This is a genomic window from Thermodesulfobacteriota bacterium (assembly GCA_040754335.1).
Classification (GTDB): Bacteria; Desulfobacterota_D; UBA1144; order Nemesobacterales; family UBA2774; genus 2-12-FULL-53-21.
The window spans coordinates 626,530-649,790 of sequence record JBFMCV010000001.1 but is presented as its reverse complement, the minus strand read 5'-3'; the positions used below and the strand labels follow the sequence as shown (position 1 = coordinate 649,790).

Below are 23,261 nucleotides of genomic sequence, written 5' to 3'. Positions count from 1 at the left end.
AGCCGATGCTCCTCGGACTCAACCTGAGAAATTTTACCGTCATCGACGAAATAGCCGTATCGTTCGGTCCCGGCCTCAACATCATCACGGGAGAGACCGGGGCGGGAAAGTCCGTAATAATAGACGCCGTAAACGTTATGCTGGGAGACAGGGTGTCCCCGGAGTACGTAAAGACGGGGAGAGAAGAGGCGCACCTCGAGGCGCTCTTCGACATATCCGATAAACCGGCGGTCAAAGAGAGGCTCGAGTCCCTCGGTTTCGACGTTTCGGGCGGGGAGCTCCTCATAAAGCGTATCATATACAGGAAGGGGAGGAGCAGGGCCTTCTTGAACGGGGGCATAGCGACGCTCCCGATCCTCGAGCGGGCCTCCGAAGGGATAATAGACATATTCAGCCAGCACGAGCACCAGAGCCTGCTCAAATCCGAAAACCACATAAGGGTGCTCGACGAATTCGGGGGACACGGGGTCCTCGCGGACGAGCAGCGCGGGATACACGCGCGCTTCAGGGACATCAATAGAGAAATAGAAAGACTCAAGGCCGAGCAGAAGAGCCTCTTCGAAAGGGAGGACTTTCTCAAGTTCCAGCGCTCGGAGATAGACGACGCGCTTCTAAGGGAAGGAGAGGACAGCGAGCTCGAGGAGGAGAAGAAGAGGCTCCTCAATAGCGAGCGCCTCCTTTCGGCCGCGCGGGGAGCGTACGAGGCCCTTTACGAAAGCGAGCCGTCGCTCCTGGGCTCGCTCAGCAGGCTCTCGTCCGACGTCAGGGAAGCGGCCGGGATAGACCCGCTGCTCAGGGAGGCCGGGGAGTCGATAGAGAACTCGGCTTTACAACTCAAGGACGCGGCTTTCGCGCTCCGGGATTACGCTTCGGGTCTAAGCTTCGAGAGCGGCAGGCTCGAGGTGATAGAGGAGAGGCTTCAGGAGATAAAAGATCTGAAAAGAAAATTCGGCGATTCCATAGAAGCGATACTCAGGAAGAGGGAGGAAATAGGGAGGGAGCTCCGCAACATCGCAGGCTATGAAGGTGAGTTCGAGAGGTTGGGCGAGGAGTCCCTGAGGATAGAGAGCGAGATGCGCGCCGGGGCCGACAAGCTTTCCGCTCTAAGAAAAGAATCCGCGAAGAAGCTCTCTAGGTCTCTCGAGAAGGAGCTTAAGGAAGTCGGGATAAAGGGCGCCCGGTTCGAGGTCGTTATCGCGGAGAAGGAAATATCCTCCGACGGTAAGGACGACGTCTCGTTCCTTTTCTCGGCAAACCCGGACGAAGCGCCGAAGCCACTCGCGAGGGTGGCCTCGGGAGGGGAGCTCTCCCGCATCATGCTGGTCCTGAAGGAGCTGATATCGAAGGAGGAGGGGGGCTCCGTGATAATATTCGACGAGGCCGATTCGGGCATAGGGGGCGCTGTGGCGGAGACCGTGGGAAAGAAGATAAAGAACCTCTCCAGGTCGTGCCAGGTGATATGCATCACGCACCTGCCGCAGGTGGCGAAGTTCGCAGACACGCACCTCCTCGTGACGAAGACGCTTGAGGACAAGAAGACGCAGGTCCGTATTAAAAGCCTCGGAAAAGAGGAAAGGGTTCAAGAGCTCGCGCGCATGATAGGAGGCATCGATATCACAGAGAAGACGATCGAAGCGGCGAGGGAGATGCTCGGTGCTTGACCGCAGTACGCGGCCGGCTGCCTAAATGGGGGTTTCGTGAGGGATTTTGATACGTGGAGTGAGTATTGATAGAGAGCTATCTGACACGCGAATATATTTCGGTTTTCGGACTGGGGCTCCTGGCCGGAGCCGTCATCATCATACTGATCAACCTTATCATCAGGGGGAGGGTCAAAGACATAGCGCTCGAGCTTATGTCCGAGACTGAAACTCAAAAGCTTCAGGATCTCAACACCATAATCAGCGGTATAAAGGAATCGTTCGGTGACCTGTCTTATCACGCGCTTTCGAGGAATACCGAGGAGTTCCTGAAGCTCGCGAAAGAGTCCCTTTCCAGGCAGACGGAGCTCGGGGGCAAGGAGCTCGAGAACAAGAAAGTGCTCATCGATCAGACGCTCACGGCGATCAAGGAGGAGCTGACGAGGGTGCAGAGCCAGGTGGCCGGGTTCGAGAAGGACAGGGAGCAGAAATACGGCGAGCTCGCGGCGCAGCTGAAGTTCGCGGCCGAGAGGACGGCCGAGCTCCAGGGCACGACGAACAAGCTCAGGGAGGCGTTAGCGAGCACGAAGCAGCGAGGACAGTGGGGGGAGAGGATGGCCGAGGACATCCTCGCGTTCATCGGATTCAAGGACGGCATCAACTATCACAAGCAGAGGATGCTCGATTCCGGCCCGACGAGGCCCGATTACACCTTCATACTTCCTCAGGGGCTCAAGGTGAACATGGACGTGAAGTTCCCCCTCGACAACTATCTGAGGTTCCTCGAAGCAGAGGCGGACGGCGAAAAAACCGCGTACAAGAACCAGTTCCTTAAAGACGTGAGGGTCAGGATAAAGGAGGTCACTTGCAGGGACTACATCAACCCGGAGGAGAATACGATCGATTACGTGATAGTGTTCATCCCGAACGAGCAGATATATTCGTTCATACAGGAGCACGACGGCCTCGTCATGGACGAGGCGCTCAGGACGAAGGTGATACTCTGCTCGCCCATAACCCTTTACGCGGTGCTCGCGGTTATCAGGCAGGCGGTCGATAATTTCAACCTCCAAAGGACGACCAACGACATACTGTCCCTTTACGGCGCGTTCAACAAGCAGTGGGAGAGCTATGTCGGCTCGTTCGATAAGCTCGGCAAGAGGATAGCCGACGTGCAGAGCGAGTACGAGAACCTGACCACGACGAGGACGAACAAGGTCGAGACGGCGTTGAGGAGGATCGAGCAGCTGAGGAGCCGGGAGAGCGTGCCGATTGCGGACATTTCCGATGTTGCGGAGAACAATGGCGATGAGACCGGCGTTGCCGGTGATGAGAAACAGGAGCTTGAGAGAAGGTAGCGGCACGCGTCTGATTCGGGGACAAAAGATGATGCAGGGGGAGTGGATGAAAGTTGAGGCAAAGCCGCACCGATGTTTGCCCTGTTCACGCTGAAGGGTTCGGAATACCTGAGGAGCAAAACTATTTTTATCCTTCTTTTCCTTGATGAAAAGAAGCAAAAATCATTCGACAGAACAGAATTGGCTAAAAATCCCAAGTTAACGCTAAAATGTTTTAATTCAACCCGCATAAGGGACGATGAAGATTTGACGTGCCTGGACTAATCTACATTGTTGCTGATAAGATAGGGCGTCCGATTCCTCACTTGCTCGGAATCGTCCCGAAAAACATTTTGACGCGTTAACAGCTGATTTTCTTTACGCCAATTCTGTAATGTCGGAAAGACACCGTCCTTCGACGAGCTCAGGACGAACGGGGGTTGAGCGGAGTAAGAGCTGGAGGTCTTATGCCTGTGAGTGCTCACCCGCTGCCGATTCTGTGCATGTCGGAAGAAAAAATCATCTTTCCCGGTTCTGTTATGCTATGCCAAGATGAGCAACGGGCTTTAGGTTTCCAGGGTTTGCTAAAGCCGCACACTTCGAGAAGGTTTGCCTGGTGTATAATTTCATATGCCCCTGACCATAAAAGAGACGGAGCTCCCCGGCGTGATGATGATAGAGTCCGGGATGCATTCGGACGCGCGCGGCTTCTACAAGGACCTCTACCGCCTCGACGAATACGTATCTTCGGGGCTCGGCATGACCTTCGTCCAGGACAACCACTCGCATTCCGCTAAGAACGTGCTCCGGGGCATATACTACCAGCTGAAGGAGCCGCTCGGGAAACTGGTGATGGCCGTGACCGGGGAGATATACGACGTTGCCGTGGATATAAGGGTCGGGTCGCCTTATTTCGGCAAGTGGACGGGCGTATATCTTTCTCCGCACAACAACCGCCAGCTCTATATCCCGGAGGGGTTCGCGCACGGGTTCTGCGTGCTGAGCGATTCCGCCGACGTCATATATAAATGCACGCGCTATTACGAAGCGGGGGACGACTACGGGATTCTATGGTCGGACCCCGACCTCGACATCGACTGGCCCTTGAAGGACCCGAAACTTTCGGAAAAAGACGGGAAAAACCCGAGACTCCTTGAGATACCCCCCTCTCTTCTGCCTGCCTATTGAGAGAAGCCGGCGGAACGGTGCGGGGAGCGCGCTATAAGGGAGGCGCGTATATCCTAAGTCCCGCTTGATATGGATTGCAGAGGTAAGATTACTGGTAGGCCGCGAATACGACCGCTGCGATCACCGTAGTCCAGAGCCCGCTCTTGTCTCCGACGGCCGTCTGTGTGTTGTTCATGGTCTTCACAGTGTGTCCGCTTATCTTCCAGATGTCCTTCTGCTCGTCATAGGACTTGTCGGGGTCAAACGGGGCCCCGATCGTGGTCGCAAGCATGTATGCGGCAAGGTCTTCCGCGTATTCCCCCGCTATCGTGTCGTTCTGCCCGAAGCTGTGGTGCTCGGAGATATAGCCGTGGCGGTCGGGGTCTTTCGGTATCGCTATTCCGGTAGCCGCGGCGACGAGCCTGTTAGGCTCGTTGGTCGCGTTCTCGCTCATGACGACGTGAACTATCTGACCGGGGCTCAGGTACTTTAGGCCGTTCGTGCGCGTTATCAGCTTGCAGTTGGGAGGGAATATGCTGGATACCTTCACGAGGTTATACGCCGCTATCCCTGCGTCCCTGAGAGCCATTTCAAAGCTCGTGAGCTTCTCTTTGTGCCTGCCTACGCCCTTGGTGATGAAAGCCTTTTTTGGTAGAAGCAATTTGCTTACCTCCGTGGAATAAGTGGAGAATTTTCTACTATAAGTAGGGACTTGTCAAACACTTGCGGAATTAGTCAATGATACCGGGCGAATCCGTCCGGCTGCCTGCATTTCAGGCCCGGTGTGACGATATTTGCGCCAGTGTTACTGTATGATTTTAAACACCTGAAGATTATTCCGGCGTAAGCCCTTGAAATCACACGCTTGGTAATTATTTTAATTTTTGGCATGCTACTTGCATATATTATATTATGTAGTGTATAATGAATGCAGTAATGACTGGAAGTAGCGTTGCAAATTTAATAAGGAGGTAGAGGTTCATGGACATAAAGATAGTACCTTATACGTTCGATCCGTCATGTGATTGCACGCCTGAAGCCGTGGGTTCAGACAGAAACCTCCATATACAGAGGTCGCACGCTCCCATTACGTACTGGGGAGTATTTCTGAACGAGAGCAGGGTTGCGACTACCTCGTCCAGGGAGCTCGCCGAGAAGACGAAGGCCTGGATGGAGAACTGGCTCGTAAGCCCTCAATAACGAAAAAAAGATCCGACACCCCATGCCTGCCGCATTGGCGCAGTGCGTTTCCTGCGTTAATGCGGCTCTTTTTTTTCTGGAATATGATTTAGGAGCTAATACCTAGACATTCCCGTAAAATCTCTCCCGGCTTCTTTTACGAAAGGAGGGAATGAAAAGATTCGCGGCTGGAAGCCGCTCCTACGGAAGGGTTGCGATATGCAGGATGCGGGATGAATGATGAAAAAATGAGATTGCCGCGACTCCTTCCGGCTTCGGCGTCCTCCTGCGCGAAAGTTTCAGGGGATCAAAGGGCCACGTCGGCGCGGCAGGATGATCAGGCTTAGTGTGATTCATTAAACCAAGGTACACCCCCACCCTGACCCTCCCCCCTCCTATGAGGGGGAGGGAAATGATAGGTTGTCGCGGGTTGAAGCTGCTGCTGCGGACGGGATACAGGGTGCAGGATACAAAACTCCGTGACAAGCGTGACGAAGGTGCGGTACTTTGACTCGGGGCTCCATTTGGAAGTATATTAGTCCCACAAGATAAATTCGCCGGAAAGGACGATCCATATGAATGCTGTTGTGACAGGCGGCACGGGTTTCATTGGGGGCAGGCTCGTCGAAGAGCTCGTGGCCAACGGGCACAGGGTAAAGTGCCTCGTGAGGGATACGAGCGACGTCAAGATGCTGAAGGAGCTCGGCGCAGAACTCTGCCACGGCGACCTGGGAGACCCGGACAGCTTGAAGAGGCTCCCCGAGGACGGGGACGCAGTATTCCACCTGGCCGCGCTCGTCTCCGACTGGGGGGAGAGGGAGGAGTTCCGAAAATATAATGTAGAGGCGACGAAGACGCTCCTCGAAGCGTCGCTTAAAGCGGGAGTCAAGAGGTTCGTCCACATGAGCTCTTCGACGGTCGTCTGGAAGTCCGACTTCTGGAGCGTCCACAACCTCATCGACATAGACGAGACATACCCTTACAGGGAGAGGTACAACGACTATTACAACGAGTCGAAGGCCGACGCCGAGCGTCTTGTTCTCGGGTTCTACGGGGGGAAGGGTCTCGAGACCGTGGTGGTGAGACCGTCTAACGTCTGGGGAGCGGGGGACACGGTGATACTCCCTCGTATAGCCGCGGCCGCCAGGAAGGGGATACTCCACCCGATGGGGAGCGGGGAGCGGACCGTCACCCCCTGTCACGTCGATAACCTTGCCCGCGCGATGCTCCTCGCAGCCGGGAACGATAAAGCCCCGGGGAACATCTACTTCATCAACGACGGGGTCAAGATCGGATACATGGAATTTCTCCGGAAGCAGCTGAATGCGGCCGGCATAAACTGGGAGCCGGGGTTCTCGATTCCGTATAAGCTCGCATACGCCGTCGCTGCGCTCATGGAGTTCATATACAAGGCGAAGAAGTCTAAGAGGCCCCCCGTGCTCACGAGGTTCGCCGTCGCGGCGCTCGCGGGGAGCAGGAGCTACTCTATAGAGAAGGCGAAGCGGGAGCTAGGGTATAAGCCCACCGTCGACATGGACGAGGGCATGAGGGAGATGGAGGACTGGGTGAAACTCTTAGGCGGAACGGACGCGCTCTTGAAATAGCGGCGCGGGGAAGCCCAGACACTTGCCGCCCTCCCTCCCGATTGAAAGAATCCCCCGATTGATGTAGTTTTCTTCACGCCTCTGACATGCGGGACTCGCTCACAGATAAGGGTTACGATATAAAGGCCGAGGGGATAACCAAATCCTTCGGCGGCATGGAAGCGCTCCGCGGAGTGGACCTGAGCATAAAAAAGGGGGAGTTCTATACGCTCTTCGGCCCGAACGGCGCGGGGAAAACGACGTTCGTCAAGATACTCTCGACTCTCGCCAAGCCTACGTCCGGCAAGCTGACCGTAGCGGGACGCGACGCCGTGAAGAACCCCGACGGCGTGAGGGGCGTGACGGGGGTGCTTTCGCACGACCCGTTTTTATACGAGAACCTGAGCGCCTTTGAGAACATCAGGTTCTTCGGGACGATGTACGGCGTCCGCGACGTCGAGATGAGGTCCAGGGAAGTGATAAACCGCGTCGGACTCGGCAGGCGGATGCACGACCTCGTGAGGACGTTCAGCAGGGGGATGAAGCAGCGGCTCGCCGTAGCGAGGGCCATAGTCCACGACCCCGCTATCCTTCTCCTGGACGAGCCATACACGGGGCTCGACCAGCACGGGTCCAGGGTCTTCGGCGAAATGCTGTCACTCCTCAAATCGGACGGCAGGACTATCCTCATGACCACGCACAATATAGAGGAAGGGCTCGACAGGAGCGACCGCGTCGGCATACTCGCCGGCGGGCGGATGGTGTACGAAAGCGAGGCGGACGGGATAGACAGGGAGGAGTTCAGGAGGCTCTATCTCTCGAAGGTCGATGACGCCTGAAATGCCCGGATGCGGAGTAGTGTATCATGCACTTGCTCTATTAAATAGTATGAATGTACAGGTAATTACATGACATACTTTATAATATACTATATACGACATAAAGCGGCGTCCGGGTATGATTTCCGGTTATTCGCCGGGTGCTTCCGATATGGTAAGTCAAAGCATGAAATATTGTTTCTATTACACCCTGATGATTACAGATATAGATCGTTAATTAGCTTGGAACGGGGTTTCCGGTCTTGAAAAAGGTCTGGGCGATAATCAGGAAGGACATAATCACGGAGCTGAGGACGAAGGAGCTGATCACGTCCATGCTCACGTTCTCGCTCCTCGTAACGGTCACATTCAGCTTCGCGTTCGGTTTCTCAGCCGAGATCGTGAGGCAAGCCGTCCCCGCCATGCTCTGGATAACATTCTCGTTCGCGGGCGTCCTGGGCCTTTCCCGCTCCTTCGCGCTCGAGAAAGAGGGGAATGCGGTGCTCGGCCTCCTCCTCACCCCTACGGACAGGAGCCTCATCTATTTCGGAAAGATGGCGAGCAACACTATCTTCGTATTCATAGTCGGGATGATAATAGTCCCGATGTTCGTCATCTTCTTCAACCTGGGACTCCTTTCAACCATGCTGCCTCTCATTCCGGTCGTTTTCCTGGGCTCTCTGGGATTCGTCGCCGTGGGCACGCTCTTCTCCGCCATGGCCGTGAACACGAGGCTCCGCGAGGTGCTCCTCCCCATACTCCTCTTCCCCATCATAATCCCGCTCATAGTGAGCGCGGTGAAGCTCTCGGGGATAGTGCTCGCGGGCAAGCCTTTTTCGGAAGGGACCTCGGCTTTACAACTCCTAATCGCATTCGATATAATCTTTCTGGCCGCGTGCGCGGTCGTGTTCGAATACGTGATCGAGGAATCCTGAGCGGGCGACGGTAACACGGAATGAGAAAAGCACTTGCGGTACTCACGTTCATCGGCATGACGGCGTCCCTCTACGCGGCGTTCGTTTACGCCCCGACCGAGCCCAAGATGGGCCACATACAGAGGATTTTCTACATACACATGGGGACCGTATGGGTCGCGACCGTCGCGTTCATACTGGTATTCGTATCGAGCATCATGTATCTCTGGAAGGGTACGAGGAAGTGGGACATACTGGCATATTCCTCGGCCGAGATAGGAGTCCTCTTCCTCACGATCACGATACTCACGGGAGCCGTATGGGCAAAACCCGTCTGGGGCACGTGGTGGACATGGGACCCGCAGCTTACGACGACGTTCATACTCTGGATTCTCTACATCGTTTATCTCGTGTTGAGATCGGCTGCGGGGAGCGATACGAAGAGGGCCAAGTTCGCAGCGGTGTTCGGCATTATCGCTTTCCTGGACCTCCCGCTCGTCTACGCTTCCGTGAGGGTCATGAGGGGCATATCGCCGGTCGTGTTCGGCCCCGGCGGGGGCGGCATAGCCCCCGAGATGATGCACGCGCTCCTCATCAACCTCGCGGCCTGCTCACTTTTATTCATACTGCTCCTGCTCGAAAGGATAGACCTCGAGCGCATGAGCGACGAGCTCCTCGTGCTCAAGACCCGGGAAGGCTGAGTGGCGGATTCCATTCCGCCCGGCCGTTTCCGGGCGGTTATGTCTGCTGAAATATTACGTTAATATCGTTCCGTAACTTGCTTTTGTAATGTGATAATTGCTCATGACGGCGGCTCGTTTCACGCCCGGGTGAACGTCTATGGAACTCCACGGTGAAATGTACGATTACTACATCATGGCGGCAGCGGCCATAGGCCTGATTGAGTGCTTCTTCGGCTACAGGATTTTAAGGTTCCTGCTCGGAGTGCTCGGCTTTATAGCGGGGGCCGTCATTTTCGGAAGCCTCGGGTACGAGCTCACGGACGGAAGCGAGATAGTCTCCATAATAGCGGGAATAGCGGGCGGCATAGCCGGGGCGTTCATAATGTACACGCTCTACATCGTGGGCGTGTTCGCAATAGGGGCCGCGCTCGGGTTCATGACGGCCTCTTACGTGTTCGGCATCCTGAACACGGATACGATTCACGTGGTGCTCATAGCATCTGCACTCGTGGGCGGCATACTCGCGGCGGTGCTTCAGAAGCCGATGATAATTATAGCCACGGCCTTCGGAGGGGCTTACGCTGCCGTAACGGGCGTCGCTTACCTGATATCCAGGAACTTCGACCCTCTCGATCCGGGGTTCCTCGATACGCTGGGCGAGGACCAGCTATACAGGATGGCTATAATATGGTTCGGCCTGGGCGTGTTCGGTCTCGTAGTCCAGCTCATGACGGAGCCGAGGAAGGAGGAGGCGGCACCTGAGCAGGAGGAAGCTCCGGGAGAGGATAAAACCCCGGAGGAAACGGGCGGTGGCGAACCTAAATAGCGTTTATAGTTCGGCACTTAATACTAAAATTAGTCATTGACCGTGTATCTTCCATCCGTGAAAATTAGGATTGCTAACTAACGAAGCGCGCTGCCTAGAGGGCCGGGGAATTGTATTTTCAATGTGTCCGCTCTGCGGGTATCTTTTAAGCAGGGAGAGCAGGTCCGAAACGCCGTGATAAAAAGAATTTTTCCGATACTGATGATTGCGTTCTCGTTCGCCGCCGCATCATGCTACGACTCCGCGGAGAAGGAGATGAACGTCAAGAAATTCCCCGTCTCGGACGCGGGGGAATTCAGCGCACTCAGTAACGCCGTCATTGACAGGAGCGTGACGAGCGACGGGAACGGCTCTCTCCTGGTCGACGCGGGCTCGCCGGTCGAGGTCGCGCTCTACACACTCGACGGCTCGGGGCTCGAGCATGCCCGCGCTGCGTATAAAGCGATGCTGAGGACCGAGGGACTGACCGGAGAAGGGGAGTCGAGAGGCATCGCATACCTCGAGATGAAGCTCCGGTATCCGGGCGGCGAGGACATAGTTTCCCGGGGCCCCGCAGTGCCGCCCACGGGGACGACAGGGTGGACGCCGGCCGAGACCGTTATTTATTCGGATAAAGGCGACGCGCCTGAAAGCGTGACGCTCTCGCTCGTCGTCGACGGCAGGGGGAAGGTCTGGATAGACGACGTTATGCTCGTCTCGCAGCCGCTCAGGCTCGACTACCTCTTCTGGGGACACGCGGTTGTCTGGATAGTGCTCATTATATATATTTATTACCTGCTCGGGAAACAGAGGAGGCTCAGGGGCGAGCTCGCGGCGCTCGGAAAGGGGACGTAGGCCCCGGATCGTACAATCTTCGCTGCGCACGTCCCTGAAAGGGTGAGGGAATGCTGAAGGGAAAATTAAAGTTCATAATCGCGATCGCGGTCATAGCGCTTGCCGTGAGCTACCTCGTATACGGCGGCGTGAAGGACACGATGGTCTACTACCTCACCGTAAAGGAGCTCAAGGGCAGGGTCCCCTCCGTTTACGGAGAGAGGGTAAGGGTATCGGGCCACGTCGTGCCGGGCTCGATAAAGCACGGGGACGACGGGTCTCTCAGGTTCAGCATCACGGACGGGGGCGGCGACATAGACGTCGCATATTCGGGGATCGTGCCCGACATATTCAAGGACGACGTCGAGGCCGTGGTCGAAGGAGAATACACGAGAGACAACGTCTTCGTAGCCGACGTGCTCCTCGCCAAGTGCCCGACCAAATACGAGTCCACGGAAGCGTTGTACGAATCCGGGGCCGAGGGCAAAGGGGTAAACGCCTACTGATGGTCGAGACCGGCAAGGTATCCGTAATCCTCGCGTTCGCCATATCGATCTACGTCGTCATTGCGTCGGTTTACGGCGCGAGGACGGGGAAGAGCGATTTCGTAAGGAGCGCACGGAACGGTATTCTAGCAATATGCTTTCTTCTGGTAATCGCCACTGCTGCCCTCCTTCATGCCCTCATAAACCTCGATTTCAGCCTTAAATACGTAGCGCTCAACACGAGCACCGACCTCCCCGTCATATACAGGATAACGTCCCTCTGGGCGGGCCAGGCGGGGTCGCTGCTGCTCTGGGCGCTCATACTCTCTATATACTCCGCGCTCGTCGTCCTCGATACGCGCAGGAGGTCGAGGCTCCTCATGCCTTACGTCGTGGCGGTGCTAGCGGCGATATCCGTCTTTTTCACATACATAATAGGTTTCGTCGAGAACCCGTTCGAAACGCTCCCGGTAACGCCCGCCGAGGGGAGGGGGCTCAACCCCATACTCCAGAACGCATACATGGCCATACACCCGGTCACCCTCTACCTGGGCTACGTCGGAGTGAGCGTGCCATTCGCGTTCGGCATGGGGGCGCTCCTGAGCGGGCAATTGGGGGACGAGTGGATAAAGTACTCGCGGAAATGGACGCTCTTCGCCTGGACTTTCCTGAGCCTGGGGCTCTTGCTCGGCGCGAGATGGGCGTACCTCGAGCTCGGATGGGGAGGGTACTGGGCGTGGGACCCGGTCGAGAACGCCGCGTTCATGCCGTGGCTCGCCGCGACGGCATTCGTCCACTCGGTCATGATCCAGGAGAAGAAGGGCATGCTCAAGAAATGGAACATGGCCCTCATCATACTCACGTTCTTCCTCGCTATATTCGGCACGTTCATTACGAGGTCGGGCGTGATATCGTCCGTCCACTCGTTCGCGCAGAGCGACATCGGCCCGCTCTTTTTAGGCTTCATCGCATTCATACTTCTCTTCTCGTTCGCGATGTTCCTCTACAGGATAAGGGACCTCGAATCCGAGAACAGGTTCGACTCGATACTGTCAAGGGAGAGCGCCTTCATATTCAATAACCTGCTTTTCCTGGGCGCGGCGTTCGCAGTGTTCCTCGGGACGATATTCCCTATAATGTCCGAAGCCTTAACGGGCAACAAGATCCTCGTTGGCTCGCCCTATTTCAACAGGGTGAACGTGCCGATTGCGCTCGTACTCATATTCCTCATGGGCGTGGGCCCGCTTATCTCGTGGAGGAAGGCGTCCAGAGAAAACCTCATGAAGAATTTCCTCGTCCCCGTGATCATAGGAGCGGTCACGGCGTGCGCCCTCTTCGCTCTAGGGGTGAGGGACGTTTACGCGCTCTTTTCTTATGCGCTGTGCGCATTCGTCGCGGCCACCGTGTTCACGGAGTTCTTCCGCGGAGTATCGGTGAGGAGCGGGAGGGGCGAGAACCCCGCGCTCGCCTTCGTGCGCCTGGTCTCGAGGAACAAGAGGAGGTACGGCGGATACATAGTGCACATAGGAGTCGTGCTGATAGTGATAGGGATCACGTCGTCCTCCGTGTTCGTGACCGAGCGGCAGGCGACCCTGACTGAGGGGCAATCGGTCGAGCTGGGCGCCTATACGCTCACGTACCGGGGCCTCGAGCAGTACACGAACGCCGCAAAGAACGCAACAGTTGCGAATCTGGACGGTTACAAGAACGGAAAGCCCATAGGGACTGTCTCGCCCGAAAAGAACGTATACAAATACGAGGGGAACCGCGAGATAAACCAGGAGACGGAAGTCGCCCTGAGATCGACCTTCGCGGACGACCTCTACGTGATACTGATGAGCTACGGACAGGACGGGACGGCGACGATACGCGTCATGGTGAACCCGATGGTGAGCTGGATATGGGCGGGCGGGGTGGTGCTCCTCGCAGGCGCAATAGTGACCATGTGGCCGGGCGGGCGCAAGGAGCGCGAAGAGGTATTCGTCAGGTACACTCTTCACGGCGGCGACAGCACCGCCAGGGTGCAATAATTCTCTTGAGCTTTTCAGCGCGGTGAATAAAGGGATAAATTTGGAAACCATACTGGCATTAGCCATAGCCCTGCTCGCGGCTATTTTCATATCAGCGCCGTTTTTTTTAAGGAGCCGGAAGGCGGAAGGCGAGGAGTATTTCCCGGACCCCCGGGCGGAGAGGGTGAAAGAACTCGATTCGAGGAAGGACTCGCTTCTCACGGCGATAAAGGACATAGAGTTCGATCACGGGCTCGGGAAATTGTCGCGGGAGGACTTCGAGGAGCTCCACGGGAAGTACAGGGCCGAAGCCGCTTCGATCCTGAAGGAGATCGACTCGATAGGCGTAGCCGTCCCCGGGGAAGAATACGACGACATAGAGAGGGAGATACGGGCGGAAAGGAACAAGTTCCTCTCTCCCTACGACGACCTCGAGATCGAGAAGGAGATACTGCGCGCGAGGGAGGCTTCATGGAGCGACGCCGCGGAAAGGTTCTGCACGAAGTGCGGGAGCGGCGCGGGAGCGGAAGACCTCTACTGCTCCAAGTGCGGCGCAAGGCTCAATCAGACGACGGAGACCCGAAATGCAAGGCCGCTTTAGCGCATTAGTAGTGCTCGCGTATCTGCTCGCGCAAATCTTCTTTCCCGGCTCGTACGCGCGGAGCCAGGAGAACCCGCACGATATGGACACGATGGGAAAAGAACAGTTTATAGAAAACCGCTGCGTGAGGTGCCATACGATCGGAAGGGGGAGGTTCGTGGGGCCCGACCTCGAAGGCGTGGGCGGCAGGTATTCGCGTGACGAGCTGATAACGTGGATCGAGAACCCGCAGAAGGTCTATCAGGCTACAGGCAAGATGCCCGTAAACGAGGGCTATCCGCCGATGCCGCCAACAGACATACACCCAATGGCCGCTCAGGCTATCGCCGACTACCTGCTTGCGGTGAAGGTAAAACCCGACACGGGGCAGGGCGGGACTATCGGGGGCAGGGTATTCGACAAGACGAACAACAACGCAGTCCCGGGCGTCAAAGTGAAGCTCACTTCATTCATGGGCGATAAGGAAACAGGCAGCACGGAATCTGAAACATCAGGTGACGGCGCGTTTTCGTTCGCGTCGCTCCCCTGGGACAGGAGCTATATGGTGACCGTCGAATACGAGGGCGCCGAGTACTCGACGGACAAGATGGTATTTTATCCCGATGAAGATACCAAGTCGCTCGATCTCCCTGTCTACGAGCCTACGGACAGCGCCTCTAACATATCGATAGCCGAGGCGCACATGATAGTGCAGGCGGTCGAGGGCGGGCTGTCCATAGCCGACCTCTCGGCCTTCGAGAATAAGGGCGACAAGATGTACGTGGGGAGCGCCCAAGCGGCCGACGGCAAGAAGGAGACGCTCAGGTTCAGCGTGCCCCCCGGCGCGGCCAATCTCAATTTCATTCACGGGCTCGCCCCCGAAGGCATTGTCAGGACGGAGACCGGTTTCTCCGACACCGCAAGCGTGCTTCCCGGCCCCAAAAGAGTTGTATTTGCATATACGCTTCCCCTGGGCTCAAGCGGAGGGTCCGTGGAGAAGACAATTGAATATCCGACGGCAAAGTTCCTCCTCCTGGTCTCCAAGTCGAACGAGCAGGTCACTGTCGAAGGGCTCAGCGGAGGGGACACAGTCAAAATCGAGAACGAAGATTTCTTAAGGTGGTCAGGCGAGAACCTCTCTCCCGGACACAATATCACGATAAGGTTCGTGAACCCGGCCGCGTGGAAGGAATATATCTTGTATGCGGGCATAGGGGTGCTCGTGCTCGCGGTAGGAGGAGGGATACTCTACTCATCGCTCGCGAGGGGAAAGGGCCCGGGCACAGCGGAAGAGAAAAAGAACGGGAAGAGAGAGTCGCTCATGGAGAGGCGCAGCGCGCTCATAAAGGAGATCGCCGCGCTCGACGACGCCTACGAGGCGGGGCGCGTGGACGAAGGCACGTACAGGGAAATCAGGGAGTCGAGGAAGGCCGAGCTTGTGGAAGTTACACGGAGACTGCGATTTTGATCACAAGTCTCCATGATGAAACTGGATTATAGAAAGGACCGCAAGACCTGCGGTTTCCGTTCTAAGAGTCCTGGGACCCAGACCCAGGGAGGTAAAACCCATTTCACTAGCAAGGAGGACTTCATTTTCCGAAAATCCACCTTCCGGTCCAATCAATACTATAATATTCTTGGGATGTTGTAAAGTGTTATTTAGAAAATCTTTCAAAGAAACCTGACTCCCGACATGCAGTATTATGGCTAAGTCGTTATTTATACTATATTTTATAGCCTCTTTAAAATTTAAAGTATTTTCTATGGCCGGGGGCTTTGTCCTGCCGCACTGCTTTGACGCCTCAACAGCGATCCTTTCCCATCTCTTTTTCTTGCCGGCAGACCTGACCTGCGACCTCTCCGTAATTACGGGCACTATCGCGTGCACGCCCAGCTCAGTTGCCTTCTCCACGATGTAATCCATCTTGTCCCCCTTGGGGAGTCCTTGCATGAGAGTTATGCGCAGCGGCGAATCCGTTTCAACCTTGCGCGACGAGACGATATCGACCACGATCTCTTTCGATCCCACATGCGAGATCCTTCCCACGTATTCCAGGGCGTTCACGTCGAAGAGCGTAATCGCGTCGCCCTCCTTCATGCGGAGCACTTTCACTATGTGCCTGTAGTCGGCCCCGCTTATCGTCGCTTTGCCGCCTTCTATGTTTTTTTCGTCCACGGGAAATCTCGGCATCGTCAGTTCCGAATAAGGGATGTATTTACATGGGTCGCGGGTTCGCGAGCCTCATGCTCGTCCACGGTTCATTTTCTCTTCCCGAAATAATCCGCGATCGCGAGGGCGAGTTTTTCGACCGTATACTCCACCGGTGTTATCTGAGCCTTGAAGCCCGCGTCATTGAGTGTCTTCGCTGTAATGGGCCCTATGCACGCGAGGGCGGGCTTGCCTCGCGAGGGCTTGAACTCGGGGAATATCGAGAGGAAATTCCTGACAGTCGAGGAGCTCGTGAACGTGACCGCGTCTATCAAGTTTTTCGCGAGCATGTTTTTTATTTTTGCGGCCTCGTGTCGCCCGGGCCTCCGCGTTTCGTAAGCGGTCACGACGTCGACCTCGGCGCCCATTTCCCTGAGCTTGACCGGCAGCACGTCGCGCGCCTCTTTCGCCCTCGGTATGAGCACGCGCTTCCCGCTCATGTTTTCCTTACCGAACATCTCGATGAGCCCTTCGGCCCTGTACTCTACGGGGAGGAGCTCGACGCGGACCCCTTTCTTTTCTATCTCGCCCGCCGTCGCCTCTCCGATAGCCGCTATCCTGAGACCGTATAGCTCCCTCACGTCTTTACCCGAAGCGATGAGCCTCTCGAAGAACTTCGCCACCCCGTTCACGCTCGTGAACACGAGCCAGTCGTAATCCCGGACGCTCCCTATCGCCCGGTCGAGGTCCTCAAAGCTCCGCGGAGGGACTATCTCTATGACGGGGAACTCTATCACCTCGGCCCCGTCTTCCTCGAGCATCCTCAGGAAAGGCTCCGACTGCTCCCTCGCCCTCGTCACGAGTATCCGCTTTCCGAAGAGAGGCTTCCGCTCGTACCAGTTTATGACGTCCCTCAGGTTTACGACATCCCCTACGACAACTATTGCGGGAGAGGAGATGTCCTTCCTCTTTTTCACTACCCTGGCTATGCCGCCCACGGTGCCGGTCGCAACGGTCTGAGAGGGGTAGGTGCCCCATGTTATGACTGCAGCGGGCGTCGCGGTGGGCTTCCCGTGATCGATGAGCATGCGCATATTCTTTTCGATGTTCCGAACCCCCATGAGGAAGACGACAGTGCCTATCTTTGCCAGCACGTCCCAGGGAATATTGGACCTCTCCTTGCGCGGGTCTTCGTGTCCCGTGACCACGGCGAAGGAAGACGTGACGTTCCTGTGAGTGAGCGGTATCCCCGCATAGGCCGGAACAGCGGACGCCGACGTTACGCCCGGCACTATCTCGAACTCTATGCCGTGCCTGGACAAAGCCTCCGCTTCCTCGCCGCCCCTGCCGAATACGAAAGGGTCGCCGCCCTTTAGCCGGGCGACCGACTTGCCTTTCTTCGCCCTACCGACAAGTAGCCTGTTTATCTCCCCCTGTGTCTTCTCTTTAACGCCAGCTCTCTTGCCGACGTAAATTATCTCCGCTCCGGGGCGGGCGAGAGCGAGGAGCCTCGGGTTGACGAGGTAGTCGTAAACGATGACGTCCGCTTTTCCGAGGACCTCCATTCCCCTTATTGTCATAAGTCCCGGGTCTCCCGGTCCCGCGCCTATGAGATATACTGTCCCTGTCTTAGCCATGGCGATGAGTAAAGAAAACCGAAGGGGCGCTACGTTGTCAAGAATACGCAAGGCGCGAGGTTCGTGTTAATACCATTAGCGCTTTCATAATATTTCTGTATGATAATATAGGTTATTCCAAACCTTTGGAACTGCCCCATATACATAACTCGGAGGTGAGCGATGCACGTCAAGGAATTCATGACACCAAACCCTGTAACGGTTACTCCCGACAAGATGGCCGACGAGACGCTCGAGCTTATGAGGAGCCTCAATTTCAGGCAGTGCCCGGTCGTTGAGGACGGTAAGCTGGTAGGCATTGTGACGGACAGGGACATAAGGGCTTCCAAGGGGAGCGGCGTCAAAGTCGGTGATATCATGGCCAGGGATCCTGTTACGATACTCGATTACGCTTCCCTCGAGGGGGCGGCCGAGATCATAAGGAACGGTAAGTTCAACGCGCTGCCGGTGGTTTCGAGTAAAGGGGAGCTGGTCGGCATACTGACCGTTATAGACCTCCTCGACGCGCTCTTACGTATGTTAGGGTTCTACGAAAAGCCGCAGAGGCTCGAAGTCCAGATGCCCGACGGTATAGGCCTATTCGACGTTCTCCACGTCATACAGAACAGCTCGGAGAAGGTTCTTTCGTTCAGCGCTGCGCCCGAGTCGAGGAAGCTCTATTACTTCTGGGTGGTCAACTGCAACTTCGGGGAGGTGGAGAAGGCGCTCCGACAGCTCGACACGAGGATAAGCACGATACATTCGTAGGACGGGGGAAGCCGGCTTGCCTTCGGTCGAGCGGATGACGGAGGTGGACGCACGACGATTCCGGCCAAATGAACAGGGGATATTGTCTGGTATAATACAAATAGAACCGGCAGCCTGCGGGGATTGCACGAAATATGGAACCCGACCAGTACGAATTCATTCTCGACCACTACAAGAACCCGAGGAACTACGGGACAATAGAGGACGCAGACGCCTCCTATGAAGAGGGGATACCGTCCTGCGGGGATAAGGTCAGGATAGACGTGAAGCTCGGCGACGGCGTAATAGAGGACGCTAAGTTCTCGGGCACTGGTTGCGCGATAAGCCAGGCGTCGGTTTCCATACTGACCGAGAGCGTGAAGGGTAAGTCTGTCGGGGAGATACTGTCCATGAAAGACGAGGATATGCTGTCTGCGCTCGGGAACCCGATCTCTCCCGTGAGGTTCAAATGCGCGCTGCTCGGCATAAAGGTCCTGAAAAAGGCGCTCCTCGCGATGAAAGCGGATTAAATAAATCAACCCGTGCCTGTTCCGTTAAACGTCATGGAAAGAGCCGCCCGGAAAAAACCAGCATTCGACCCTCTTAAGCTGAGAGAGGATTTCCCTATCCTCGGACGGAGGGTGCACGGAAAGCCCCTCGTCTACCTCGACAACGCCGCCACAACGCAGAAGCCGAACGCGGTCATAGACACGCTCAGGAATTTCTACGAGACGCACAACTCCAACATCCACAGGGGCGTCCACACTCTCAGCTACGAATCGACTCAAATGTACGAGGAGGCGCACGAGAAAGTAGCGCGCTTCATAGGCGCTCAGGACTGGCGGAGCATCGTGTTCACGAGGAACGCGACCGAATCAATAAACCTCGCCGCCTATGCGTGGGGCCTAAAGAACTTGAAGAAGGACGACGAAGTGCTGATAACCCTCATGGAGCACCACTCGAACATCGTCCCCTGGCAGATGGTCCGGGACAGGACAGGCATAAAGCTGAAATTCATTCGTGTCGATAAAAACGGAGAGCTCGAACTCGACGATCTCCCGAGGCTCCTGACGGACAGGACGAGGCTCGTGAGCGTCGTCCATGCGTCCAACGTGTTAGGCACGATAAACCCCGTGAAGCGCATAACGGACGAGGCGCATAAGGCTGGCGCGTTAGTCCTCGTCGACGCCGCTCAGTCGGCCCCGCACCTGCCACTCGACGTTACCGACATAGGCTGCGATTTTCTGGCCGCCTCGGGGCACAAGATGATGGGCCCTACGGGTACGGGGTTCCTCTACGCGAGGCCCGAACTCCTGGCGAAGATGGACCCGTTCCTCTACGGCGGGGACATGATAGAAAAAGTCACTATGGAGAGATCGACTTGGAACGAGCTCCCGTGGAAGTTCGAGGCGGGGACGCCGGACATAGGCGGCGCGATAGCACTCGGCACGGCGGTCGATTATCTCGCCGCGCTCGGACCCGAAAACGTATCGGCGTACGAGGACGAGCTCCTGGAACACGCATTAGGCAGGCTCTCGGAGCATGAATGGATTAAGGTCTACGGGCACGGCTCGGGAGAGAGGGTGGGGGTCGTGTCGTTCAACGTGGAGGGCGTACACCCGCACGACGTCGCGGGAGTGCTCGACGAGGCAGGGATAGCAGTCCGCTCCGGGCACCACTGCGCGCAGCCCCTCATGGCGCACCTCGGCATGGATTACGCCGTCAGAATGAGCTTCTACCTCTATAACACGAAGGAAGAGATAGACCTCGCTGTCGAGGCGATTAAGAAGGCGAAGAAGATTTTCGGATAGCCGCATTATTTCCCCTGCTGATGCGCACTTCCCAGCACGTACCCGGCCTTAATCATGGTCTCTCTTTTTGTTATCATTCTCGATTAAGACATTCAAGAATGACAGGAATTTTAAGGTACACCCCCACCCGAACCCTCCCCCCTCCTATGAGGGGGAGGGAAGTATAAGGAATCGCGCCTTTCCCCTTCGGAGGTGAAAGGAAATAAAAGTGCCATACCGAATTTTCCCCTCCTCTACCATTCTTAATTCAATATCTCGATTTTCTCCACAAAACCATGAGTGAGCGCGCACTCATTTTATGTACTATTCTCGGACATTCGACAAGGAGATTTTTAGTTTATATCAATGTTCACAGACAATTACGATTGGCATTTAACTTTCATAATATTTTATGCGAAAGGAGGTTCTAAATGCACATGAATAATGTTTTCGCACCCGTGATCAGGATGTTTCTAGCTGCCTTGCTAGTTTTTTTAGTTTTTGGTTGGTTTGCACCCGTTTCCCGCGGAGACCAGGCGGAGGCAGAGGCCGGGAAAAAACTGTTCCAGGAAAGGGGCTGCGCAGCGTGCCACACGATAGGGAAGGGCAAACTCACCGGGCCCGACTTGGCAGGGGTTACGGAGAGGAGGGACGAGGAGTGGCTCAAGAAATGGCTCAAGTCTCCGGAGACGATGCTGATGTCGGACCCGGTCGCCAAGGAAATGCTCCAGCAGTACATGGTCCCGATGCCTAACCAGGGGCTCTCCGATCAGGATATCGACGCCCTGATCGATTATTTCGAATACGAGGATTCAAATAAAAAGTAGCTGAATTAAATAATCCAGTACACATGAGGAGGTGTGCAGATATGAAAGGATTGATGAGGTTAATCGCGTTACTGCCTGTTTTTCTCCTTGCACTCGCGACGGTATGTTTCACGAGCTGCAAGAACTCGGGAGATGAGAAGGAGAGTAAACAGGATGCATCGAGTATTCAGGCGCCCGCAAGCGTCGAGGAGATCGCACAGGCGAGAGGGCTTTCCCCCAAGGACGTCGAGGCGGCGCTCAAGACTTATATACCTTCCGGCAAGTATGACGATTACGTAATGTTCGCTTCAGGCGGGCACTCCGGCCAGGTATTCGTGATAGGCGTGCCTTCCATGAGGCTGCTGAAGACGATCGCCGTCTTCACGCCCGAGCCCTGGCAGGGCTACGCCACGGGGGCGAAGGAATCGCACGAGATTTTGTCCGAGGGCGACATGCCCGAAGGCACGGACAAAACCCTCACGTGGGCCGACGTCCACCATCCGGCGCTCAGTGAAACTAACGGGGATTACGACGGGCAGTTCCTGTTCGTGAACGACAAGGCTAACGCCAGGGTCGCCGTCATAGACCTCCGCGATTTCGAAACGAAACAGATAATCAAGAACCCGAATACGATTTCGGACCACGGCGCGAGCTTCGTGACGCCCAATACGGAGTACGTCATAGAAACGACACAGTACGCTGCCCCGCTTCCGTTCGATCAGTATGCAGGGCTCGACGAGTACAAGGAAAAATACAGGGGACTAGCCACGTTCCACAAGTTCGACAGGGAAAAGGGCAGGATAGACGAATCGCAGTCTTTCTCGATCGAGCTCCCGCCCTACTGGCAGGACCTCTGCGATTCGGGGAAGAAGGTGAGCGAGGGCTGGGCGTTCTGCAACTCCATCAATTCCGAGATGGCGACAGGCGGAATAAACCAGGGCAACCCGCCTTTTGAGGCGGGCATATCGCAGAAGGAAGCCGATTACCTGCACGTATTTAACTGGAAGAAAGCCGAAGAGGTCTTCAAACAGGGTAAGGCCAAGGAGCTCAACGGTCAGAAGATAATCCCGCTCGATACTGCTATCGCCGAAGGGCTCGTATATTTCATGACCGTGCCCAAGAGCCCGCACGGAGTCGACGTCTCCCCGGGCGGTAATTTCATTGTCGCGTCCGGCAAGCTCGACACACACGCCACTGTCTATTCGTTCGATAAGATAATGGACGCGATCAAGAACAACAAGGTCGAGGGCAAGGACGCTTACGGCGTACCAGTACTCAACTTCGCCGACGTTATGGAGAAGCAGGTCGAGATAGGGTTAGGCCCTCTCCATACGCAGTTCGACAACGAGGGGAACGCCTACACGAGCGTATTCGTCGAGAGCACGCTCGCGAAGTGGAAGCTCGGCCCGCCGGATTACGACGGCCCTGATGCATGGACGACCGTCGAGAAGATACCGGTACAGTACAACATAGGGCACGTGGTGTGCGCCGAAGGCGATACCGTTGCGCCCGACGGAAAATACTGCGTCGCGCTCAACAAGTGGTCGATAGACAGGTTCCTGCCCGTGGGACCGCTCCATCCGCAGAACTTCCAGCTCATAGACATTTCCGGGAAGAATATGCAGCTCCTTTACGACATGCCTATAGGAGTGGGCGAGCCTCACTACGTCCAGATGGTGAAGGCCGACAAGCTTAAACCCTGGCTCGTTTACCCCGAAGTCGGGTTCAACCCGATGACCATGAGCGTCGACCCCGAGGCTGCGTCCGTGGGCAACGAAAGGATAGTGCGTAACGGAGACACCGTGGAGATATGGATGTCGGCGATAAGGAGCCACTTCAACCCGGAGCATATAACGGTGAACGAAGGCGACAAGGTCATCATGCACATAACGAACGTCGAGCGCGCGAGGGACGCCACGCACGGGTTCGCCATAGACGGCTACAACGTTAACCTGAGCCTCGAGCCCGGCGAGAGCAGCACGGTCGAGTTCGTCGCGGACAAGACCGGGGTGTTCCCGTTCTACTGCACGGAGTTCTGCTCGGCGCTGCATCTTGAGATGATGGGCTATCTCCTCGTACAGCCGAAGCAGCCTAAGTCGTGATTTACCGGGGGGCGCTT

The 23,261-nt window shown here is 56.1% G+C and carries 22 protein-coding genes; 19 read left to right on the top strand and 3 right to left on the bottom strand.

Translation table 11 applies throughout. From position 1 onward, the window contains the following. Window positions 1-5 precede the first annotated feature (5 nt). From recN to rfbC, 3 genes are all read left to right on the top strand, one after another. Window positions 6-1,661, top strand: a complete 1,656-nt coding sequence (gene recN / locus AB1598_03070; protein ID MEW6143980.1) for a DNA repair protein RecN — start codon at window positions 6-8, stop codon at window positions 1,659-1,661. Window positions 1,662-1,726: 65 nt separating this feature from the next. Next, a complete protein-coding gene (locus tag AB1598_03065; protein MEW6143979.1) occupies window positions 1,727-2,998 on the top strand; it encodes a DNA recombination protein RmuC in 1,272 nt (423 codons plus the stop codon). Between the two features lie 609 nt (window positions 2,999-3,607). After that, complete coding sequence (rfbC, locus tag AB1598_03060) at window positions 3,608-4,165, top strand: dTDP-4-dehydrorhamnose 3,5-epimerase (protein ID MEW6143978.1); 558 nt, start codon at window positions 3,608-3,610, stop codon at window positions 4,163-4,165. A gap of 88 nt (window positions 4,166-4,253) precedes the next feature. Here the strand turns inward: rfbC and AB1598_03055 are convergent, their stop codons facing one another. Further along, entirely contained in the window at window positions 4,254-4,805 is a 552-nt protein-coding gene (locus tag AB1598_03055) for an arginine decarboxylase, pyruvoyl-dependent (protein MEW6143977.1), read from the bottom strand. A 320-nt stretch (window positions 4,806-5,125) separates the two neighbouring features. Between AB1598_03055 and AB1598_03050 the strand changes: the two genes are divergently transcribed. From AB1598_03050 to AB1598_03000, 11 genes are all read left to right on the top strand, one after another. Beyond that, window positions 5,126-5,344 (top strand): hypothetical protein, encoded by a 219-nt coding sequence (locus tag AB1598_03050; GenBank protein MEW6143976.1) that lies wholly within the window; start codon window positions 5,126-5,128, stop codon window positions 5,342-5,344. A 554-nt stretch (window positions 5,345-5,898) separates the two neighbouring features. Next, entirely contained in the window at window positions 5,899-6,927 is a 1,029-nt protein-coding gene (locus tag AB1598_03045) for an NAD-dependent epimerase/dehydratase family protein (protein MEW6143975.1), read from the top strand. An 86-nt stretch (window positions 6,928-7,013) separates the two neighbouring features. Further along, window positions 7,014-7,745, top strand: a complete 732-nt coding sequence (locus AB1598_03040; protein MEW6143974.1) for an ABC transporter ATP-binding protein — start codon at window positions 7,014-7,016, stop codon at window positions 7,743-7,745. Between the two features lie 242 nt (window positions 7,746-7,987). After that, on the top strand, window positions 7,988-8,659 hold the full coding sequence (locus AB1598_03035; GenBank protein ID MEW6143973.1) for a heme exporter protein CcmB: 672 nt from the start codon (window positions 7,988-7,990) through the stop codon (window positions 8,657-8,659). A 20-nt stretch (window positions 8,660-8,679) separates the two neighbouring features. Further along, a complete protein-coding gene (locus AB1598_03030) occupies window positions 8,680-9,339 on the top strand; it encodes a cytochrome c biogenesis protein (protein MEW6143972.1) in 660 nt (219 codons plus the stop codon). Between the two features lie 139 nt (window positions 9,340-9,478). Next, window positions 9,479-10,147, top strand: coding sequence for a DUF4203 domain-containing protein (locus AB1598_03025; GenBank protein ID MEW6143971.1), 669 nt, complete (start codon window positions 9,479-9,481; stop codon window positions 10,145-10,147). A 174-nt stretch (window positions 10,148-10,321) separates the two neighbouring features. Next, window positions 10,322-10,981, top strand: coding sequence for a hypothetical protein (locus AB1598_03020; GenBank protein ID MEW6143970.1), 660 nt, complete (start codon window positions 10,322-10,324; stop codon window positions 10,979-10,981). 50 nt (window positions 10,982-11,031) lie between these two features. Further along, window positions 11,032-11,466: a cytochrome c maturation protein CcmE gene (locus AB1598_03015; protein MEW6143969.1), complete on the top strand. Its 435-nt coding sequence runs from the start codon at window positions 11,032-11,034 to the stop codon at window positions 11,464-11,466. Next, a complete protein-coding gene (locus AB1598_03010) occupies window positions 11,466-13,475 on the top strand; it encodes a heme lyase CcmF/NrfE family subunit (protein ID MEW6143968.1) in 2,010 nt (669 codons plus the stop codon). The genes AB1598_03015 and AB1598_03010 overlap by 1 nt, the downstream gene beginning before the upstream one ends. Before the next feature lie 40 nt (window positions 13,476-13,515). Further along, window positions 13,516-14,055, top strand: a complete 540-nt coding sequence (locus tag AB1598_03005) for a zinc ribbon domain-containing protein (GenBank protein MEW6143967.1) — start codon at window positions 13,516-13,518, stop codon at window positions 14,053-14,055. Next, a complete protein-coding gene (locus AB1598_03000) occupies window positions 14,039-15,502 on the top strand; it encodes a carboxypeptidase regulatory-like domain-containing protein (protein ID MEW6143966.1) in 1,464 nt (487 codons plus the stop codon). The genes AB1598_03005 and AB1598_03000 overlap by 17 nt, the downstream gene beginning before the upstream one ends. Here AB1598_03000 and AB1598_02995 read toward each other — a convergent pair whose 3' ends face one another. Beyond that, entirely contained in the window at window positions 15,503-16,225 is a 723-nt protein-coding gene (locus AB1598_02995; GenBank protein MEW6143965.1) for a 16S rRNA (uracil(1498)-N(3))-methyltransferase, read from the bottom strand. Between the two features lie 68 nt (window positions 16,226-16,293). Next, a complete protein-coding gene (gene cobA, locus AB1598_02990) occupies window positions 16,294-17,871 on the bottom strand; it encodes a uroporphyrinogen-III C-methyltransferase (GenBank protein MEW6143964.1) in 1,578 nt (525 codons plus the stop codon). A 111-nt stretch (window positions 17,872-17,982) separates the two neighbouring features. Here cobA and AB1598_02985 point away from each other — a divergent pair, with 111 nt between their 5' ends. From AB1598_02985 to nosZ, 5 genes are all read left to right on the top strand, one after another. Continuing rightward, window positions 17,983-18,567, top strand: a complete 585-nt coding sequence (locus AB1598_02985; protein MEW6143963.1) for a CBS domain-containing protein — start codon at window positions 17,983-17,985, stop codon at window positions 18,565-18,567. Window positions 18,568-18,701: 134 nt separating this feature from the next. Beyond that, window positions 18,702-19,076 (top strand): Fe-S cluster assembly sulfur transfer protein SufU, encoded by a 375-nt coding sequence (sufU, locus tag AB1598_02980; GenBank protein MEW6143962.1) that lies wholly within the window; start codon window positions 18,702-18,704, stop codon window positions 19,074-19,076. Window positions 19,077-19,109: 33 nt separating this feature from the next. Further along, entirely contained in the window at window positions 19,110-20,357 is a 1,248-nt protein-coding gene (locus AB1598_02975) for a cysteine desulfurase (protein ID MEW6143961.1), read from the top strand. 410 nt (window positions 20,358-20,767) lie between these two features. Beyond that, window positions 20,768-21,163, top strand: a complete 396-nt coding sequence (locus AB1598_02970; GenBank protein ID MEW6143960.1) for a cytochrome c — start codon at window positions 20,768-20,770, stop codon at window positions 21,161-21,163. A gap of 41 nt (window positions 21,164-21,204) precedes the next feature. Beyond that, window positions 21,205-23,244 carry a Sec-dependent nitrous-oxide reductase gene (gene nosZ, locus AB1598_02965; GenBank protein ID MEW6143959.1) on the top strand — a complete coding sequence of 680 codons (2,040 nt, stop codon included), beginning with the start codon at window positions 21,205-21,207 and terminating at the stop codon, window positions 23,242-23,244. The last annotated feature ends 17 nt before the right edge of the window (window positions 23,245-23,261 follow it).

What these genes read in the sequence shown, in the direction of transcription:
- AB1598_03010 (MEW6143968.1), top strand. Translation starts at nt 11,466, where the DNA reads ATGGTCGAGACCGGCAAGGTATCCGTAATCCTCGCGTTCGCCATATCG.
- AB1598_03025 (MEW6143971.1), top strand. Translation starts at nt 9,479, where the DNA reads ATGGAACTCCACGGTGAAATGTACGATTACTACATCATGGCGGCAGCG.
- sufU (MEW6143962.1), top strand. Translation starts at nt 18,702, where the DNA reads ATGGAACCCGACCAGTACGAATTCATTCTCGACCACTACAAGAACCCG.
- AB1598_02995 (MEW6143965.1), bottom strand. Translation starts at nt 16,225, where the DNA reads ATGCCGAGATTTCCCGTGGACGAAAAAAACATAGAAGGCGGCAAAGCG.
- AB1598_03030 (MEW6143972.1), top strand. Translation starts at nt 8,680, where the DNA reads ATGAGAAAAGCACTTGCGGTACTCACGTTCATCGGCATGACGGCGTCC.
- AB1598_03000 (MEW6143966.1), top strand. Translation starts at nt 14,039, where the DNA reads ATGCAAGGCCGCTTTAGCGCATTAGTAGTGCTCGCGTATCTGCTCGCG.
- AB1598_03040 (MEW6143974.1), top strand. Translation starts at nt 7,014, where the DNA reads ATGCGGGACTCGCTCACAGATAAGGGTTACGATATAAAGGCCGAGGGG.
- AB1598_03045 (MEW6143975.1), top strand. Translation starts at nt 5,899, where the DNA reads ATGAATGCTGTTGTGACAGGCGGCACGGGTTTCATTGGGGGCAGGCTC.
- AB1598_02975 (MEW6143961.1), top strand. Translation starts at nt 19,110, where the DNA reads ATGGAAAGAGCCGCCCGGAAAAAACCAGCATTCGACCCTCTTAAGCTG.
- nosZ (MEW6143959.1), top strand. Translation starts at nt 21,205, where the DNA reads ATGAAAGGATTGATGAGGTTAATCGCGTTACTGCCTGTTTTTCTCCTT.
- recN (MEW6143980.1), top strand. Translation starts at nt 6, where the DNA reads ATGCTCCTCGGACTCAACCTGAGAAATTTTACCGTCATCGACGAAATA.
- AB1598_03050 (MEW6143976.1), top strand. Translation starts at nt 5,126, where the DNA reads ATGGACATAAAGATAGTACCTTATACGTTCGATCCGTCATGTGATTGC.
- AB1598_03015 (MEW6143969.1), top strand. Translation starts at nt 11,032, where the DNA reads ATGCTGAAGGGAAAATTAAAGTTCATAATCGCGATCGCGGTCATAGCG.
- AB1598_02970 (MEW6143960.1), top strand. Translation starts at nt 20,768, where the DNA reads ATGCACATGAATAATGTTTTCGCACCCGTGATCAGGATGTTTCTAGCT.
- rfbC (MEW6143978.1), top strand. Translation starts at nt 3,608, where the DNA reads ATGCCCCTGACCATAAAAGAGACGGAGCTCCCCGGCGTGATGATGATA.
- AB1598_02985 (MEW6143963.1), top strand. Translation starts at nt 17,983, where the DNA reads ATGCACGTCAAGGAATTCATGACACCAAACCCTGTAACGGTTACTCCC.